The sequence below is a fragment of the Anaerococcus sp. NML200537 genome, assembly GCF_026131715.1.
Taxonomy (GTDB): Bacteria; Bacillota; Clostridia; order Tissierellales; family Peptoniphilaceae; genus Anaerococcus; species Anaerococcus kampingae.
The window spans coordinates 23,223-38,616 of the sequence record NZ_JAMXSL010000023.1; the positions used below are offsets into that span (position 1 = coordinate 23,223).

The following is a 15,394-nucleotide window of genomic DNA, read 5'->3' on the forward strand; positions in this document are numbered from 1 at the left end:
CAATAGAGAATAAACAGAAATTCATTTCTCAAATTATGACCTCAAAAACTCCAGTAAGAGTTGCAGAAGATGTTGATGAAGCAAGTCTATCTTATTCAGAAATTAAGGCTTTGGCTACTGGAAATCCTCTAATTAAAGAAAAAATGGATTTAGATAACGAAGTTACAAAACTAAAAATGCTTGAAGCAAACTACAAGTCTAATAAATACAAGCTTGAAGATAAGGTAAATAAAATTTATCCTCAAAGTATTTTAAAAACTGAAATGGAGATAAAGGCAGTTAAAGAAGATATTGCAAGTGTTGAAAAATTAGGAGAAGGAGATAGCAAATTTACTTCAATCAGTCTTGGTGCAAATAAAATTTTAGATAAGAAAGAAGCTGGAGAGAAGCTATTAGAAGAAATAAAAAAGGTAAAGATAAATGATAGCAAGGTCATTGGTAAATATAGAAATTTAGACTTACAAGTTTCATATAACTTTATGACTAATACTCACACCTTTAAACTTCTAGGAAAAGCAGAATACTTCGGAGAGTTTTCAAACTCTACTGATGGCAATATAACAAGACTTGATAATGCCATTGAAAAAATGCCTTCAAGACTTGAAAGATTAAATCAAAACCTTGAAAACTATAAAGAATCTTTAGAAAATGCCAAAGTAGAATTGACCAAACCATTTGAAAAAGCAGATGAGTTAAGGGATAAGACACTAAGACTAGCTGAAATCAATAAACTTTTAGATATGGGAGAAGTAGAAGAATTAGAAAACCAATCACCACTATTAGATGATTTAAAGAGGGCGATAGTTGATTATTCTAACTACGAGTTTTCAGAATCTAATAGCTATGAAGACTTTGACAAACTATATCCTGATTTAAGCCATATAGGACTTGCCTATACAGAAACACCAGATGGGAAGCACTCTATCCAATATGAGGTAAATTTGGAAGAAAAAACATGGACTCAGTATGTAGATAATGTAGCTATTAGAACAGAATCTTTTGTAGAGGAAGATATATCTAACTCACAAGCTATTAAAGATATGACCGAAGCCATAAAGATGTCTAGTTTTGATGATCTGGTAGCAGTAGATGAAGAAGATTTGAAACAAGCTCTAGGCTTAGAAATAGATGATGATGGAAACTTCTATGATCCACTAGCAAAAGATCTGGATAATGACGGAATACCAGATAGGTATGACAATGATTTTAAAGACAGTGATTACCTTGAATCGACTTATGATGTAGAGGATAATCTTCACGCAAGGGAAGAGAAACCATCAATATTGGGACAAATATCCAAATTCAAATCAGAAGAAGAAAAAGATAAAAATCAAGAAAAAAGTGAAAAAGGACAAGAACGATAGAGGAGGGCTAAAAGCTCTCCTTATTTAGTACAAGGAGGAAATTATGGAATACAAAGATATTAGAGAAAACTTAGAAGAAATGATGAATGATAATTACAAGGATTTTATAAAAGCACTTGTGAGCATAGAAAAGGGTGTTAATGATGAAAAAGCACTTGAAGAAGTCTATGTTTTATATATGAACAATGACACTACAGGTCTACTAAGTGATGACTTTGACTATATGATTGATGATATGAAAGAACAAGGTAAGATTGTTGAAAAAACCAATGAACTTGAAGAAAAAGACGATCTTATAAATCTCGTGGGTAATATAGCTGGAAAAGTAGAAAATCTTGAAAGAGAAAATGCTAATGGAGAAAAGTTCAAGGTAAGCAACTTTTCAATTGTTTCAAAAGATGATTACGGAAATAAAGTTTATACCAATTGTTCAGCCTATGGAGATAAGACAAAAGATATAGAGAACCTTAAACAAGGCGATTTTGTTAAAATCTTCGGACAAGTAAAAACAAGTATCGATAACAACGGAAAGGAACATAAAAATGTTCGTATTTTGTCTTCTAAGCTCTTAAAAGCAAAAGAACAGGTAAAGAGTCAAGACAAGGATAAAAAGTCCATATTAGGGCAAATAAAAAGCTTTAAGACAGATGACAAAGCTAAGTCAAACAAGAAAGACCATAGCAAAGGTGCAGAGAGATAAATATCGGCAGTCTGCGGACTGCCTTTATTTTTTTCATAGTTTAACGCAGTAAATCAAATAATTGAAAGGAATCTGTGTTATATGCTATAATTAAATAGTTAATCTATACCTTTAGAAAGGTAAAATATAGAATTGGAGAATGATATGGGATTTTCATATAAAAAATTATGGAAGTTATTAATAGATAAAGATATGAAAAAATGGACTTACAAGAAATAGCCAATATTTCTCCGGCTACAATAGCAAAAATGGGGAAAGGTGAGTTTGTAAGTGTGGAAACATTATACAGGATTTGTAAAGCAATTAATGTAAATTTTGGTGACATTGTATCAATTGTGTGAATATAATTATTCTAAAAAATTGTAGTAAATAGTGATTTATAGGGAGTTGTTATGAAAAATAACATAAGATTACTTGTTATTGAGGATAACGAAGAAATAATTGATTTAATTAAGCTATATAAGCCAGATAACTTTTTTATGAAAGAGGCAAAAAATGGAAAGGAGGGATTAAAAGAATTTTCAAAAGAAATATTTGATATTGTAGTATTAGATCTAATGTTACCTATAGTAGATGGTTATGAAGTTTTAGAAAAAATACGAGAAAAAAGTAATATCCCGATTATAATATTGTCTTCTAAAAATTTAGATTTTGAAATTATTTTAGGACTTGATAAAGGTGCTGATGATTATATTGTAAAACCATTTAATCCGATGGAACTTTTTGCTCGAGTTAATGCTTTGCTAAGGAGACTAAGTTTTTCAGAAAAAGATAATAAAATAATTACTTGTGACAATTTAGAATTAAATAGGGACTCTTGTGAAGTTTTGAAAAATAGAAAAAAGATAGATTTAACTGGTCAAGAATTTAAATTACTCGAGTTTTTTATGATAAACAAAAATATAGTTTTTACGAAAAATATAATCATGGAAAGAGTTTGGGAAAATGACTATTATGATGAAAATGTTGTGTCAGTCTATATAAGTCGTATTCGAGAAAAAATAGGAAAAAATTCAGATGGAGAAAACTATATTGTAACAATTCGAGGATTGGGGTATAAATTCGATGATTAAGTTTAGAGGAGAGATTAAGTTTAATAGGTTTTTATTTTTGAACTTAATAATAATAGTGTCGATTGTATATGGATACTACATTATTTCATCAATTACCTTAGATTCAATAGGAAGTAATATTTTTTCAAAAGTAGCAAACCAATATTCAGCAGACTATATCTTTGATAATAATAGGGTAGACAAAGAGAATCTAAATAAAATAAGAGGCATAGATGGATGGATTTTTATTATTAACGAAGACTTAAGTTTAGATTATACCTCTAATGATATAGCCCCAAATAATTATAATTTTAAAGATATTATAAACCTAAACAAAGGTATTTATGAATACAATGGGAAAAAGTATTTTGGGTCTGTAAAAAGTCTAACTAATAATAAATACGGAGTTGTGGTAGTGCCTTCTAAATATATCAAGAATCAAATTTTACTTACGCCTCAAAAACAAAATCTTAATATTTTTATTTTATTTTTTGTAATAAGAATTTTGATTTTTATATTAGGGACTTTTATTGTATTGTTTTTGTTTTCAAGATTACTATTCGATAGATTGCATAAACCATTAGAAGAATTAGAATACGGCTTTTCAAAACTAAAAGAAGAGAAATATTCTTTTATTGAAGATTCGAATAGTAGAATAAAAATCATTGAATTTTCTTATATTAGAGATACATTTAATTCAACGGTTGAATCTTTAAGAGAACTGAAAAATGAAAGGATAGAGAATAAAGCTAGAAGAATACAATTATTTGTAGACATAAGACATGATCTAAAAACTCCTATAACAGTGATTAAGGGGTTTTCTGAAGCGCTGATTAATAAGAAAATATCAGAAAGAGATTTAAATAAGTACTTAAAAGCCATAAATAAAAATGCAATTATTATTGATTCATTATTAAATCAGATGTCAGAAATAATTGAGTATGAAGACTATAAGTATAAGTTAAATCTTGAAATTATAGATATTTGTGAATATATGAGACAATCGATTATAGATTTTTTACCCGTTTTTGAACAACATAATATAGAGACAGAAATAAAAATACCAGAGGAACAATTATTCGTAGAAATTGATAAGAATATTTTTAATAGAGCTATAAAAAATCTAATGCAGAATTTAGTGGATCATAATTTTTCGGGTATAAAAGCATACTTTGAAATAAAGTGTTGTAGTAATAAAATATTAGTGATAATTGGAGATACAGGGTGTAAAATAAATGAAAAAATAGCTCAAAATATATTTGATCCATTTGTAACCGATGATAGTTCCAGAAACAGTGCGAATAAAAATAAAGGCTTAGGTTTAGCCATTACAAAGAAGATTGTTGAGTTACATCAGGGCAGAATATACTTAACTCAGCAGAACACTAATAGTTATACTAAATACTTTACAATTGAGCTAGAAATATATAATTTTGATAAATAAATGGTTAAAGATTAGAGTTAGTAACCTATCTATGATATGTCCTTACCTTACTGATAATTCATGAAAGGAGGGACATATAAGGTTGCTAGCTCTGTTTTTTTAAAGAATATTTATGTTAAAGTAAAGCAGATTTAATCTAATGTAAGGTTGTTGTTATATAAGAGAAATAATTAGCTGATATTATATAGATATCAAAGAAATGGAGGTGAATTAAATGTTATTCAGAAGCAAAAAAGCTTTAGCACCAGGTTGCATTAGCGTTGGTCCTTTTGGTGTATGCATAAGCTATGGAAAGAATTGGTAAACATTATAACTCAGCAATTATATAACATTGAAAAATAATTGCTAAAAATTACTTAGTGGTTGCTATATGGATAATAAATCATTTCCAATATCAGTTATTAATTATTAAGCTCTAAGGTCCATCTTTATTTATGATTTGAGACTTAGAGATCATAGAGTGATTTCTAACTATATAGTTAATTCGTGATTATTGAATTTGATTTATTATTTGTAGCAACCTTTTTAATTTATTTGTAGGAGAAAATATGAATAAAAATGTAAAAATATTTAATGTTAATGGAATTAATATTATTGGAAACTTTAATAACGGTGCGGTTATTGGGCTTGAAGAGGATGCGCTAGATTATCTAGAAAAAGGTTCTCCATATGATAAAGATAAAGCATTAGAATTAGAAAGAGCGTTATTAGAATTAGGTTATTATGATGAGACCGATTTTCGAGTGGACTCTGCTTATTTACATGTTAATGATAGATGTAATCTACATTGTATTGGATGTTATTCTTATGTTGAAAATAGAAATAACAAGACGGAGTTAACCTATAAAGAAATCTGCAATATACTTAAAAAATTAAAGGAATCAGGTGTTAAAGGGATTGTAATATCTGGAGGAGAACCATTTTTAAGGGATGACATAGGTAAGATTTGTAGATATATAAAAGAAGAACTAAGAATTGAGAAACTGTGTACCATAACAAATGGAACTTTAGATATTGATAGGTATGCTTCAGCGATAGACTATATAGATGAATTTAATATTTCTATTGATGGATATAATGAACAAGTTCAATTTATTAGGGATAAGGGGATAATGCCTTTAGTTCTCTCAAATATAAAGAGAATAAAAGAATTAACACCAAATATTAATTTGATAGTAACTTTACATAAGAAAAACTATAATGAAATGGGGAAATATAATGAACTTGCAGAAGAATTAGGTGTAAGTTATTCTTTCAGTATTTTTACAAACGAATTTGGAGATAAGGTGTTCAAAGATTATATTCTAGGAGATGATGATCTAGTAAAAATAGAAAAGATACTCATGGATTTAAATGTAAATACTAAAATATCGGACACACCAATAGGGACTTTTGGCATTAATTGTAGAAAAAGCTGCGAAGCTGGTAAGAAACTTATAAGCATAGATTCAAAAGGAGATATTTATCCATGTCATATGTTGCACTCTAGCAGATTCAAATTAGGAAATGCTTTAGAGACAAAAAATATTAAAGAATTACTAAAAAGTCCAAACAATATGTTCTTAGGAATTGAAGTTAGCAAAATAAATAATTGTAAAGAGTGCGAATACAAATATCTATGTGGTGGAGGATGTAGAGGAAGAAGTTTTCTTAAGTATGACAGTATACAAGAAAAAGACGCATATTGTGCATTAAATTATAGATATTTTAAAAATTTAATCGAAAATATAATTTAATTAGGGGGGTAAGAATGTGTTTATTAAAGATAGATTCTCTAACTAAAAATTATGGGGATAAAAAAGGTCTATTTAATTTTTCAATGGAATTAAATAGTGGAGATATTGTTGGTCTCATTGGAGTTAATGGGGCGGGTAAGACTACTTTATTAAATATGATATCAGGAAATATCATACCAGATTCTGGAGAACTTTTTTATAAAGAGAATAAAATGGAAATAGATTCTTCATATAGAAAAAATTTTGGGATTTCAGTGAATCCAGGATTCTATGACTATATGAATACTTATGAGAATTTAAGATCAATATTATTTCTAGGTGAAGAGAAAGATAAAAATGAAATAGACGAAAAGATAAGAAATGTTTTAAATGTAGTTGGTCTTAATAATGTAGAAGGAAAAAAGATAAAGGAATTTTCCTTCGGAATGAAACAAAGACTTGGTTTTGCACAAGCGATTTTGAATACAAAATCTATAATGCTTTTAGATGAGCCATTTGTTGGACTTGATATTAATGGAAGATCAATGGTTAAGGAATATATAAAAAAAATGGTTAAAAACAAAAATTTAGCTGTTATTTTTTCAGACCATAATTTAGATGAAGTTAAATCACTTTGTAATAGACTTATAGTAATAAGAGGAGGGGAAAAAATATATGATGGGGATTTAGACATTAAGAGTTCAGTATTGATTAATGTTAAAAGTACAATTGATTTGGATGAAAACTATGTAGAGATTCTAGATGATTTTACTGTAAAAGTATCAAACCAAAATTTAAATAAAAAACTTGAATATATAGCCAAAATGACCGAAATTACAAAAATAGAAAGAATAATAAATCCGTTAGAAAAAATGTTAGAGGTGAGAACAGATGCTAAAAATAATAAAATTTGAATTAATTAAACAGTTAAAAAGAAAAGAAAACTTTATCCTTCTTTTTATGTTTTTAATTCCACTACTTTATTCTATTGGTGTTTATAACAACTCAAGTGTTATAACTTACAATAGCAATGAAGCAGTGAATGGGTTAGCTTTTGCAAATAGTATGTATGTTTTCGTTTATATGGTGTTTGTGTTTTATTTGATTTTAGCTATAAATAGTTCTAACATATTGAGAGGAGAGATTGACAACGGTAGTACTTCAATTATGTTAACAAGAATAAATAATAGAAAGAAGATTTATAATGCAAAATTATATGAACAAATTATTTATTGGGCGATAGTGACAATTCTGTTCATTCTATTTTCAATAATTTGCTACTATATTTTTGTTTCAAAATTAGATATATCTGATGGTAGACTAATAGGAACAAATTGGGCTAACGAGTTATTAGCAATTATCGCGATTTATTCATCATATATTTTCGTGATAAGCATGGTTCAAAGTATGAGTATGTATTTTAAATCTTATGTTTCCATAGGGATATTTATTGTAGTTTGGATAATATTATTATATTTTAAAGAGTTTCCTGGTGTTAAAATCATTTCGCCAATATACTATCTTGATAGTCTAATAGATTCTGGGAGATTTCTAGACTTTATTAAGTTTATGATTCTAAACTGGGGTCTGGTTATTGTTTTTTCATTTATCGGAAGTAGAAAATTCACAAGGAGTGACATATAAATGCTTGAAAAAATTAAAAAACTTGATTTAAGTCGTTTTATATTTTTGAGTATTTTACCACAAATTTTAGTGTTTGCAGTTAGCTTAGTTTTTATAGCTTTAGATTTGCAGTTTGATAAGTATGGCGTTATACAAACTTTTCTAATATTACCATTATCCTTTGTAATACTACCATACTTATTTTTGGTGAAATCAGGAGAAGAAATAAGCTTGGAGAACATCGGAATTAGAAATTTTAGTTCTAAAACAATATGTATTTTTTCTTTATTAATAATATTGATAACTGCTGTTATATATAGTTTAGGAAAATGGGATTACTCGATTATATTTTTTGCACTACAAACGTTGGTGGTATCAATATCTGAAGAATTATGGGCTAGGGGTATGCTTATTAATGAGTTAAAAAAAAGTAAGTTTTCTCAAATTATTTGTGTTTTAGTCTCAAGCCTAATATTTGCATTTATAACACATCAAAATCGACCTGTATACGAAAACCTAACCAATAGATTTCCCTTTGCCATTATTATGGGGTTAATATATTATAGGACTCAAAAAATTGAATTACCGATTTTAATACATTTTGCAAACAATATGATAGGAGGTATTTAATGTCAAAGATTATTAGGAAAAACTTGATGGGATCTTTACTTGTAAATGTTACAATGATAATTATTTTATCTATGCTAAAAGAAAAGTTAGAAGTAATAAGTTTTATGCTGATTGTGATAAGCCCAGTTTTACTTAGTATTATAATGTGTTATTTTCTAAATAAGGGCTATAGCATTAATCAAAAAGATAAGACTAAGATAAATGTACTATACTTTTTTATGAATTTTATATTCTATGTATTCCTTTTTATAATGTTACGAGATGGCACAATAATTAATGATATAGTTTCAAAAGCACAAACCTTACAAACAGAATATATAACAGTTTCAAAAAATTCGAACTTTTCACTATCATTTGTTATATTTCTCGTATTATCATATGTTGGTCATAAATTAGTGCTTGATAGAATTAGAGATGAGTAACTATGAAATTATATAAAGGAAAAGGAAAAATAATAATTCTAATTATATTACAGATTATTTATTCTTTATTAAATTCTGGGTTTGCTATCTCAATAAAAAATATTACAGATTCAATAACGATAGGAAATTATGATATATTTAAAAATAATATTATTAAAACAACTACGTCTGTTGCACTGTTAATATTTGTATTGCTAATATCTATAGTGCTAAAAAATAGTATTTCATCAGAATATATGAAGACTATTAGATTTAACGCATTAAAATATTTTTATAATACTAATACTATAGAGGTTAATGAAGAGGATAAATCTGAATTTTTTAGTTTTTTAACAAATCAATTAGACGTACTAGAAGAATCATATATTAAAATAAGGTTAGAAATTAGTAGTGACTTAATATTGTTGATAATTTCTACAATAACAATAATTTATTTTAATGTATTATTTTTACCTCTTATATTAATAATTGGTCTAATATTATGTATTGCACCACTTATTTTAAAAAAATGGATTAATAAAGAAAGTGAATATAGGATTAAAAACTATGAAAAGTACATGTCTATTAGTAAAAATTATATAGATTTGTTTTATTTAATAAAATCCTTTAATATTATGGATAAAATATTGACTAATTTTAAATTAGTAGTTGATAATTCTGCAGAATCAAAAAAACGTTTAGAAAATAAGATAGGTATGGCTAATGGAGCTATATCATTCTTGAATTTAATTGTAACATTAATTATATATATATTAGGAGGGTATCTAGTTTTTGAAAAAACTATAAGCATTGGAATGCTGATAGCGGTAGCTCAACTTATGGCGAATGTAACTTTTCCTTTAACTAATATTATTTCGGCAATAAATGAAATAAATTCATCTAAGCCTATTAGAGAGTCTTATAACGCTTTATTGAGTAATGAAAATAATGTCAAATCAAATATAAAAAAAGATATATTTCCAATAAAACTACAAAATATTTCATTTTCTAGCGAAGATAAAAACATATTAGATAAAGTGAATGTAAAGATAGATAAGGGTAAAAATTATTTGCTTCTAGGATCTAACGGATCAGGTAAAAGTACATTAGCTAAGATAATATCTGGAATTATAGATAACTATAAAGGGGAAATAATTAGTGGGGATAGTTGCCATTTATCAGAAATAATATATATATCTAAAGATAATCAGTTATTTGATGATACAGTTAAAAATAATTTAGGATTATATGGACATTTTAAAATTGATGAGTCATACATAAAATTGTTTAATTTGAAAGATGACTTTTTAAAGAAAAATGCTAATGATTTATCGGATGGTGAAAAACAAAAATTGATATATCTCAGAAGTTTAAAAGCAAATAAACAATTGATTATATATGATGAACCTGATTCCTCTTTAGATGATCAATCAAGAAAAAGTATCATAAACGATATATTGGATAATGGGTTGACAAATATAGTGATATCACATCATCCATTTAGTATTATAGATAAATTTGATGAAATTTGGTCTGTAGAAAATGGTATTATAAGGATATACAATAGTAGCTCTGAATTTTTAAATAAACAAAACATCATATAAATATATTAGTGATAATTGACTTCCCTTAATTTGGAAGTCTTTTTAGTACCATAAATAGTGTAAGAAAGAAAGTGATTTCTATCTTGCACTATTTTTGTATAATGAAGAAGTAGTATGACGAGGCGCTTTTAGGGTTAAACATCCGCCAACAAAACTGTCAACTACCTCTTCATTATTCATATTCGGTTAAGCAGGTTGGGCAAAACGTCCGTGTCACGAGCTAAAATGAGTGTAATGGTGCAGGTAGGAACTACAAATCAAAAGAAAGAGGGTAAAAAAATGATATCTATAGGAATAGATATAGCAAAAGAAAAGTTTACAGCCTGTGCATTAGAACAAGGTAGCAAAATCATATGGAAGCCTTTTGATATTCATCTTAACAAAACAAAAGTAGAAGAATTTTTACAGAAACTAGATTCATTAAACGAAGAAGTCAAGATAATCATGGAAGCAACAGGAAAATATCATCTTCTAATCCTCTATGAATTAAAAGACAAAGGATACTTTGTAACTGTAATAAATCCTCTAAAAATGAAACAGTTTTGTCGAGTACTCAACTTTAGAAAATCAAAAAATGATAATATAGATGCCATACAAATAGCCGAATATGGCTTGATGTACTGGAAAGAATTACAAGAATACAAAGTAGATTCAGAAAGTTTCAGAGTCCTAAAAGAATTAAACAGATCCTATCAACACTATATGGACTTAAGAATCAATCAAATGAACTTCATAGACCAAACAATAAACCAAACATTTCTAGGAATAAAAAAACTAATACCACATGGATCTAATGATTTTTCAAAAGACAAACTATTAGACTTCTTAGAAAAATGGTGGCATAAAAACCTAGTATTAGAAAAAACAGAAGAAAAATTCATAGAAGAATTTAAAAACTGGGCAAAAGAAAAGAGATACCATCCTAATGCTGAAAAAGCTAAATCCATATACAAGCTCGCAGAGGAAAGTATCTCAACTCAACCTTCTAGTAGCTCATATATAAAGACTAGCATACAAGAAGGAATAGAATTGATAAAACATATAAATCAAATTCTACATACTATTTTATCACAAATGATAGAAATTTCCGAGCCCTTAGAAGAATATCAAGAAGCAAAGAAATTCTCAGGAATATCAGATAAATTAGCAGTACAAATCACAGCAGAATTTGGAGACTTATCAAAATTTAAAAACAAAAAAAGTTTGATATCCTTTGTAGGAATAGATTCACCACCATATGAGTCAGGGAATTTTAAAGCAGATCAGAGAAAAATAACAAAAAGAGGCAATGCAATACTAAGAAAAGTAGGCTACCAAGCAATGAAATGCATGATGAGCGCAAAAGATCATGAAAATGAAATATATTTGTATATGGTAAAAAAAGAAAAAGATGAGAAGGCAAAGAAAGTATGTAAATTTGCAGGACTAAATAAATTCTTAAGGATATACTATGCAAAAGTTATGGCATCAAAACAAGAAAAGAAGTGGTTAAAAGCAGCCTAGAATTAAATACAATAGTTAAAACAAGCCTATAGCAACCGGTTTATTTGTTGTACCTAAATTTAAACTCTAATTATCAAGGAGAAAAGTAAATTAATTATCTTTTCTCCTTGACTTTTGTTAGCAGGTTTTATTTGATAATTTTAAATTCATATAATACATAAGGAATAAAATGGTTTACCCATTTATTTCAGGAATTGAAGAATATATTAAATATATAGCAACTGATATGGGTTACGATGACAATAATAAATATGAAATTAACATAAATAGTTCTGGTGTTCAGGTAAATTTAGCTAGTGATAATTCATCTATAGATGCAATACAAAATAATTACTTAAATAAGAATGAAATTGATGAAGAAATATCAAAATTGGAAAGCCTATTGGAAAATATAGATGACGAAGATAAACGAAGTGTTTTAATGGGAAATATGGAGTTGATGAAAGGAGAAGTAGTCAAAGCAAATCCTAATAAAAGTCTATTAAAAACAAGTTTTAATTCGTTAAAATTTATAATCGGATCTATAGCAACACTTCCAGATTTTATTGAAGGTATAAACAAATTAGGTGCATTATTAGGAATTCTAAAGTAGGTTTAACTATGCTTAGTTATATAGAAAAAGGATATCTTGATGAATTATTTAATAGAGATGGCTATGTTTTAGATTTTTCTACGAATGATTTTGATGAGTTCACATTTCAAATTATAGGGATAAGATTATGTTAAAAATATCATCTATCAAAAGGAAAGTCACTTAGATAATTTACAAACGAGGGTGATTCTTATAAAATTGTTAAACTATATAAAGATCTTTTAGAGTTTTATTCTGTTTATTTTAGTTATGAAATAGAAGAAAACAAAAAAATAATAGAGTAACTTCATTTAAGACTCTATACATTAAGTGTAAAGATATTATTAATCGAGAGTTATCAAATAGCTCCAATCTTATGTTAGAATCAGAGGATTTGAAAATTAAATTCTCATCTGAGTATATTAATTCTCAAATCGATTTAATGCTAGAAATGGTGTATAGAAATCCCACAGAAGCAATAGGAAAATCAAAGGAATTGCTTGAAAGTTGTTGCAAGGAAATTTGTAATAACTTAGTAGATAATAAAAAAGATAACTTAAAATTCACACAATTAGTTAAAGAAACCCTTAGGTGTTTAAAAGTTCCAAATGAAAGCATAATAACTGATGAAACTGAAGACAAAATAGTAAAGCAAATCATAGGGAGTTTAAATGGACTTGCTTCAGGAATTAACGATCTTAGAAATCATTATGGAAGTGGACATGGAAGAGAAAGGAATTTTAAAGCTTTGAGTAAAAAGCAAGCAGAACTTTCTGTAGGTGCTAGCATAACATTGACTAGATATCTTTGGGATTCTTTTAGAGAAATCGAAAATAGTAATAATTTATAAGAGCAAGAAGTGAAGATGTTACCTCTCTACTTCCTTCCCATAATAATTTTCATAGTTTTTCCTATATTGAACAAGGTCAGAAAATTGTTCTTTATTTAAAGAATACTCTTGCATAAGGGTGTTCTTTTTTTCTTGTTGTTCATTAAGTTTGGATAGTATTTCTTTTGTGTTTGGTAGTTTTTTATAGTTTTCCAAGATTTCTTTAGCGGCTATTTTATAGACGGAAATTTCGCTATAATACTCATCTGCAAATTGCTTATCTTCAGGATTTTTCTTGTGGTATTTATATATTTCACGATACTTATTTATAGTATTAATATTTTCCATATCTTGGGATAAACTCTTCATCTTAGTTTCAATTTTCTTTATTTTATCTAGCAAGTCTTGTCTATCATCAGCAGATTTTTTGATCAGATCATCGAGTTGTGTAATCGAATTAATTCCTTGCTCTCTTAATTTAATTATAGAATCAGCCATTGTTTTGATATTATGTTTTCTTGCCCAAACTTCATAACCTTTAGAGGATTGAGCTTTTTCATTAGTAGATATATCAATAACATTTCCTACACGTTTTTTAATAGGATTAGCTTTATTTTTAATTGCTAAATCTATTCGTTCTTTGATTTTTTCTTCAGTATAATCTTCTCCGATAGTCTTAGCTCTTGTAAATCTTTGCTTATCTTTATGACGAAAAGCAATATGTTTACCAAACTTAATTTCATAATCAAGAGATTTCATATTTTCTAAAAACTCTTCCCACGAGTTAGACTTATTAATCATTCTATCTATATCAAATTGCAGTTTAGACTTCCAAGAATTTCCTTTCTTGTTTTGGTCATATTCGTACCAAGACTTACCAGCAGTTTTATATTTTCTTTTGTAAGCTTCATAATATTCATCAATAACTGAAAGCTTATTTTCTTTACATAATTCATCACTTTGATACCTGATTTTGTGGTAAGATTTTTTGTTAGATTGGTAGCACTTACCAGTCTTGTAATTAACATTATTAAAAATAATATGGTTGTGGATATGCCCTCTATCTATATGAGTTGCAAGAACAAATTCATAATCTTCTTTTAAAATTTTCTTGCATAACTCCATTCCAATTTCGTGAGCTTTTATAGGATCAACCTCTCCTGGTAGAAAAGATTGAATTAAATGTCTAGCCAAAACTGTACCTTTAGTATCATTGTCTTCTCGTGTTTTCATAAATTGAATATGGGCAGTAGATGGGTGACATTTAAATGCAGATACCAAGATTTTCTCATCAGTTTTTTCACTCTTAGTAATGTAATCTATTGCCAAATTTAGAGTTGATTTTATAGGATGTATTTTTGTAATTGCCATACTAATCACCAGAACTTTCTTTTGATTTATTAAGAAGTAGGGAATGGATCTGCCATATTTCTCTTGATAATTTTTCTATCTGCTTATTCATTGACTCGATTTCATTTTTGTAAATAACACCAGTTGTATTAGTAGATTTTGCAATCTGGTTTATATTATTTGTTGCATTTGAAAGTAGCCATTGTAGGTTTCTAAATGGTTCTAAATCTACTACATAAATCTCTTTTTCCAATACGCATTTTCTAAGAAAGTGAGACATAGTTTTACAATTAGCAAGTTTCATTTTCTTTTCAAAAACTTCCTTTTCTTCCTTAGTTAATTTTATTTCTATTCTTTCATTTCTAAATCTATTTGCCATTTCATTCTCCTTTATAGAATATATTTTGGGGTCTTAGGGTTCTCCCTAACAAGGTAAAATTGATAAAAAAAGAAGCAGTCCATAAAGGTTCTGCTTCATCAATTTTTCGTAAGTGGGTACTCACTTACTGTGCTTGCTCATATACTAATAGTATAAGAACAGCTTTAAGCATAGTTCTTAAAAATGAACCTAATCATCTATGATAAAATTATAGATATTAGGGATGAAA

15 protein-coding genes and 1 pseudogene are annotated in these 15,394 nt (G+C 27.5%); 14 read left to right on the top strand and 2 right to left on the bottom strand.

All coding sequences use genetic code 11. The features are described 5' to 3' along the window. Positions 1-35: 35 nt before the first annotated feature. The 14 genes and pseudogenes from NH288_RS07420 to NH288_RS07485 all read left to right on the top strand — a co-directional run bounded on the left by NH288_RS07420 (position 36) and on the right by NH288_RS07485 (position 13,457). Positions 36-1,364: a helicase gene (locus NH288_RS07420; protein ID WP_265214304.1), complete on the top strand. Its 1,329-nt coding sequence runs from the start codon at positions 36-38 to the stop codon at positions 1,362-1,364. 43 nt (positions 1,365-1,407) lie between these two features. Next, positions 1,408-2,064 (top strand): DUF3127 domain-containing protein, encoded by a 657-nt coding sequence (locus NH288_RS07425; protein WP_265214306.1) that lies wholly within the window; start codon positions 1,408-1,410, stop codon positions 2,062-2,064. Positions 2,065-2,208: 144 nt separating this feature from the next. Continuing rightward, positions 2,209-2,405, top strand: a pseudogene (locus tag NH288_RS07430) (helix-turn-helix domain-containing protein). Between the two features lie 51 nt (positions 2,406-2,456). Continuing rightward, positions 2,457-3,137, top strand: a complete 681-nt coding sequence (locus NH288_RS07435) for a response regulator transcription factor (protein ID WP_265214307.1) — start codon at positions 2,457-2,459, stop codon at positions 3,135-3,137. After that, positions 3,130-4,560, top strand: coding sequence for a sensor histidine kinase (locus NH288_RS07440; RefSeq protein WP_265214308.1), 1,431 nt, complete (start codon positions 3,130-3,132; stop codon positions 4,558-4,560). Before NH288_RS07435 ends, NH288_RS07440 begins: the two co-directional genes overlap by 8 nt. A 548-nt stretch (positions 4,561-5,108) precedes the next feature. After that, entirely contained in the window at positions 5,109-6,296 is a 1,188-nt protein-coding gene (locus NH288_RS07445; RefSeq protein WP_265214310.1) for a radical SAM/SPASM domain-containing protein, read from the top strand. Between the two features lie 14 nt (positions 6,297-6,310). Next, complete coding sequence (locus NH288_RS07450) at positions 6,311-7,189, top strand: ABC transporter ATP-binding protein (protein WP_265214312.1); 879 nt, start codon at positions 6,311-6,313, stop codon at positions 7,187-7,189. Then, positions 7,167-7,919 (top strand): hypothetical protein, encoded by a 753-nt coding sequence (locus tag NH288_RS07455; protein WP_265214314.1) that lies wholly within the window; start codon positions 7,167-7,169, stop codon positions 7,917-7,919. The genes NH288_RS07450 and NH288_RS07455 overlap by 23 nt, the downstream gene beginning before the upstream one ends. Then, positions 7,920-8,528 (top strand): CPBP family intramembrane glutamic endopeptidase, encoded by a 609-nt coding sequence (locus NH288_RS07460; RefSeq protein WP_265214316.1) that lies wholly within the window; start codon positions 7,920-7,922, stop codon positions 8,526-8,528. Further along, positions 8,528-8,950 carry a hypothetical protein gene (locus NH288_RS07465; RefSeq protein WP_265214318.1) on the top strand — a complete coding sequence of 141 codons (423 nt, stop codon included), beginning with the start codon at positions 8,528-8,530 and terminating at the stop codon, positions 8,948-8,950. The genes NH288_RS07460 and NH288_RS07465 overlap by 1 nt, the downstream gene beginning before the upstream one ends. A gap of 2 nt (positions 8,951-8,952) precedes the next feature. Then, positions 8,953-10,533 carry an ABC transporter ATP-binding protein gene (locus NH288_RS07470; protein WP_265214320.1) on the top strand — a complete coding sequence of 527 codons (1,581 nt, stop codon included), beginning with the start codon at positions 8,953-8,955 and terminating at the stop codon, positions 10,531-10,533. Positions 10,534-10,758: 225 nt separating this feature from the next. After that, entirely contained in the window at positions 10,759-12,036 is a 1,278-nt protein-coding gene (locus NH288_RS07475; protein ID WP_265214322.1) for an IS110 family transposase, read from the top strand. A gap of 169 nt (positions 12,037-12,205) precedes the next feature. Further along, positions 12,206-12,628 carry a hypothetical protein gene (locus tag NH288_RS07480; protein ID WP_265214324.1) on the top strand — a complete coding sequence of 141 codons (423 nt, stop codon included), beginning with the start codon at positions 12,206-12,208 and terminating at the stop codon, positions 12,626-12,628. A gap of 355 nt (positions 12,629-12,983) precedes the next feature. Further along, positions 12,984-13,457, top strand: a complete 474-nt coding sequence (locus NH288_RS07485; protein ID WP_265214326.1) for an abortive infection family protein — start codon at positions 12,984-12,986, stop codon at positions 13,455-13,457. An 18-nt stretch (positions 13,458-13,475) separates the two neighbouring features. Here the strand turns inward: NH288_RS07485 and NH288_RS07490 are convergent, their stop codons facing one another. Beyond that, a complete protein-coding gene (locus NH288_RS07490) occupies positions 13,476-14,807 on the bottom strand; it encodes a relaxase/mobilization nuclease domain-containing protein (RefSeq protein ID WP_265214328.1) in 1,332 nt (443 codons plus the stop codon). 1 nt (position 14,808) lies between these two features. After that, positions 14,809-15,165: a MobC family plasmid mobilization relaxosome protein gene (locus tag NH288_RS07495; protein ID WP_265214330.1), complete on the bottom strand. Its 357-nt coding sequence runs from the start codon at positions 15,163-15,165 to the stop codon at positions 14,809-14,811. Positions 15,166-15,394: the final 229 nt, after the last annotated feature.

Bases quoted from the DNA above. Each gene is read 5' to 3' on its own strand.
- NH288_RS07420 (WP_265214304.1), top strand. From the start codon at position 36: ATGACCTCAAAAACTCCAGTAAGAGTTGCAGAAGATGTTGATGAAGCA.
- NH288_RS07425 (WP_265214306.1), top strand. From the start codon at position 1,408: ATGGAATACAAAGATATTAGAGAAAACTTAGAAGAAATGATGAATGAT.
- NH288_RS07435 (WP_265214307.1), top strand. From the start codon at position 2,457: ATGAAAAATAACATAAGATTACTTGTTATTGAGGATAACGAAGAAATA.
- NH288_RS07440 (WP_265214308.1), top strand. From the start codon at position 3,130: ATGATTAAGTTTAGAGGAGAGATTAAGTTTAATAGGTTTTTATTTTTG.
- NH288_RS07445 (WP_265214310.1), top strand. From the start codon at position 5,109: ATGAATAAAAATGTAAAAATATTTAATGTTAATGGAATTAATATTATT.
- NH288_RS07450 (WP_265214312.1), top strand. From the start codon at position 6,311: ATGTGTTTATTAAAGATAGATTCTCTAACTAAAAATTATGGGGATAAA.
- NH288_RS07455 (WP_265214314.1), top strand. From the start codon at position 7,167: ATGCTAAAAATAATAAAATTTGAATTAATTAAACAGTTAAAAAGAAAA.
- NH288_RS07460 (WP_265214316.1), top strand. From the start codon at position 7,920: ATGCTTGAAAAAATTAAAAAACTTGATTTAAGTCGTTTTATATTTTTG.
- NH288_RS07465 (WP_265214318.1), top strand. From the start codon at position 8,528: ATGTCAAAGATTATTAGGAAAAACTTGATGGGATCTTTACTTGTAAAT.
- NH288_RS07470 (WP_265214320.1), top strand. From the start codon at position 8,953: ATGAAATTATATAAAGGAAAAGGAAAAATAATAATTCTAATTATATTA.
- NH288_RS07475 (WP_265214322.1), top strand. From the start codon at position 10,759: ATGAGTGTAATGGTGCAGGTAGGAACTACAAATCAAAAGAAAGAGGGT.
- NH288_RS07480 (WP_265214324.1), top strand. From the start codon at position 12,206: ATGGTTTACCCATTTATTTCAGGAATTGAAGAATATATTAAATATATA.
- NH288_RS07485 (WP_265214326.1), top strand. From the start codon at position 12,984: ATGTTAGAATCAGAGGATTTGAAAATTAAATTCTCATCTGAGTATATT.
- NH288_RS07490 (WP_265214328.1), bottom strand. From the start codon at position 14,807: ATGGCAATTACAAAAATACATCCTATAAAATCAACTCTAAATTTGGCA.
- NH288_RS07495 (WP_265214330.1), bottom strand. From the start codon at position 15,165: ATGGCAAATAGATTTAGAAATGAAAGAATAGAAATAAAATTAACTAAG.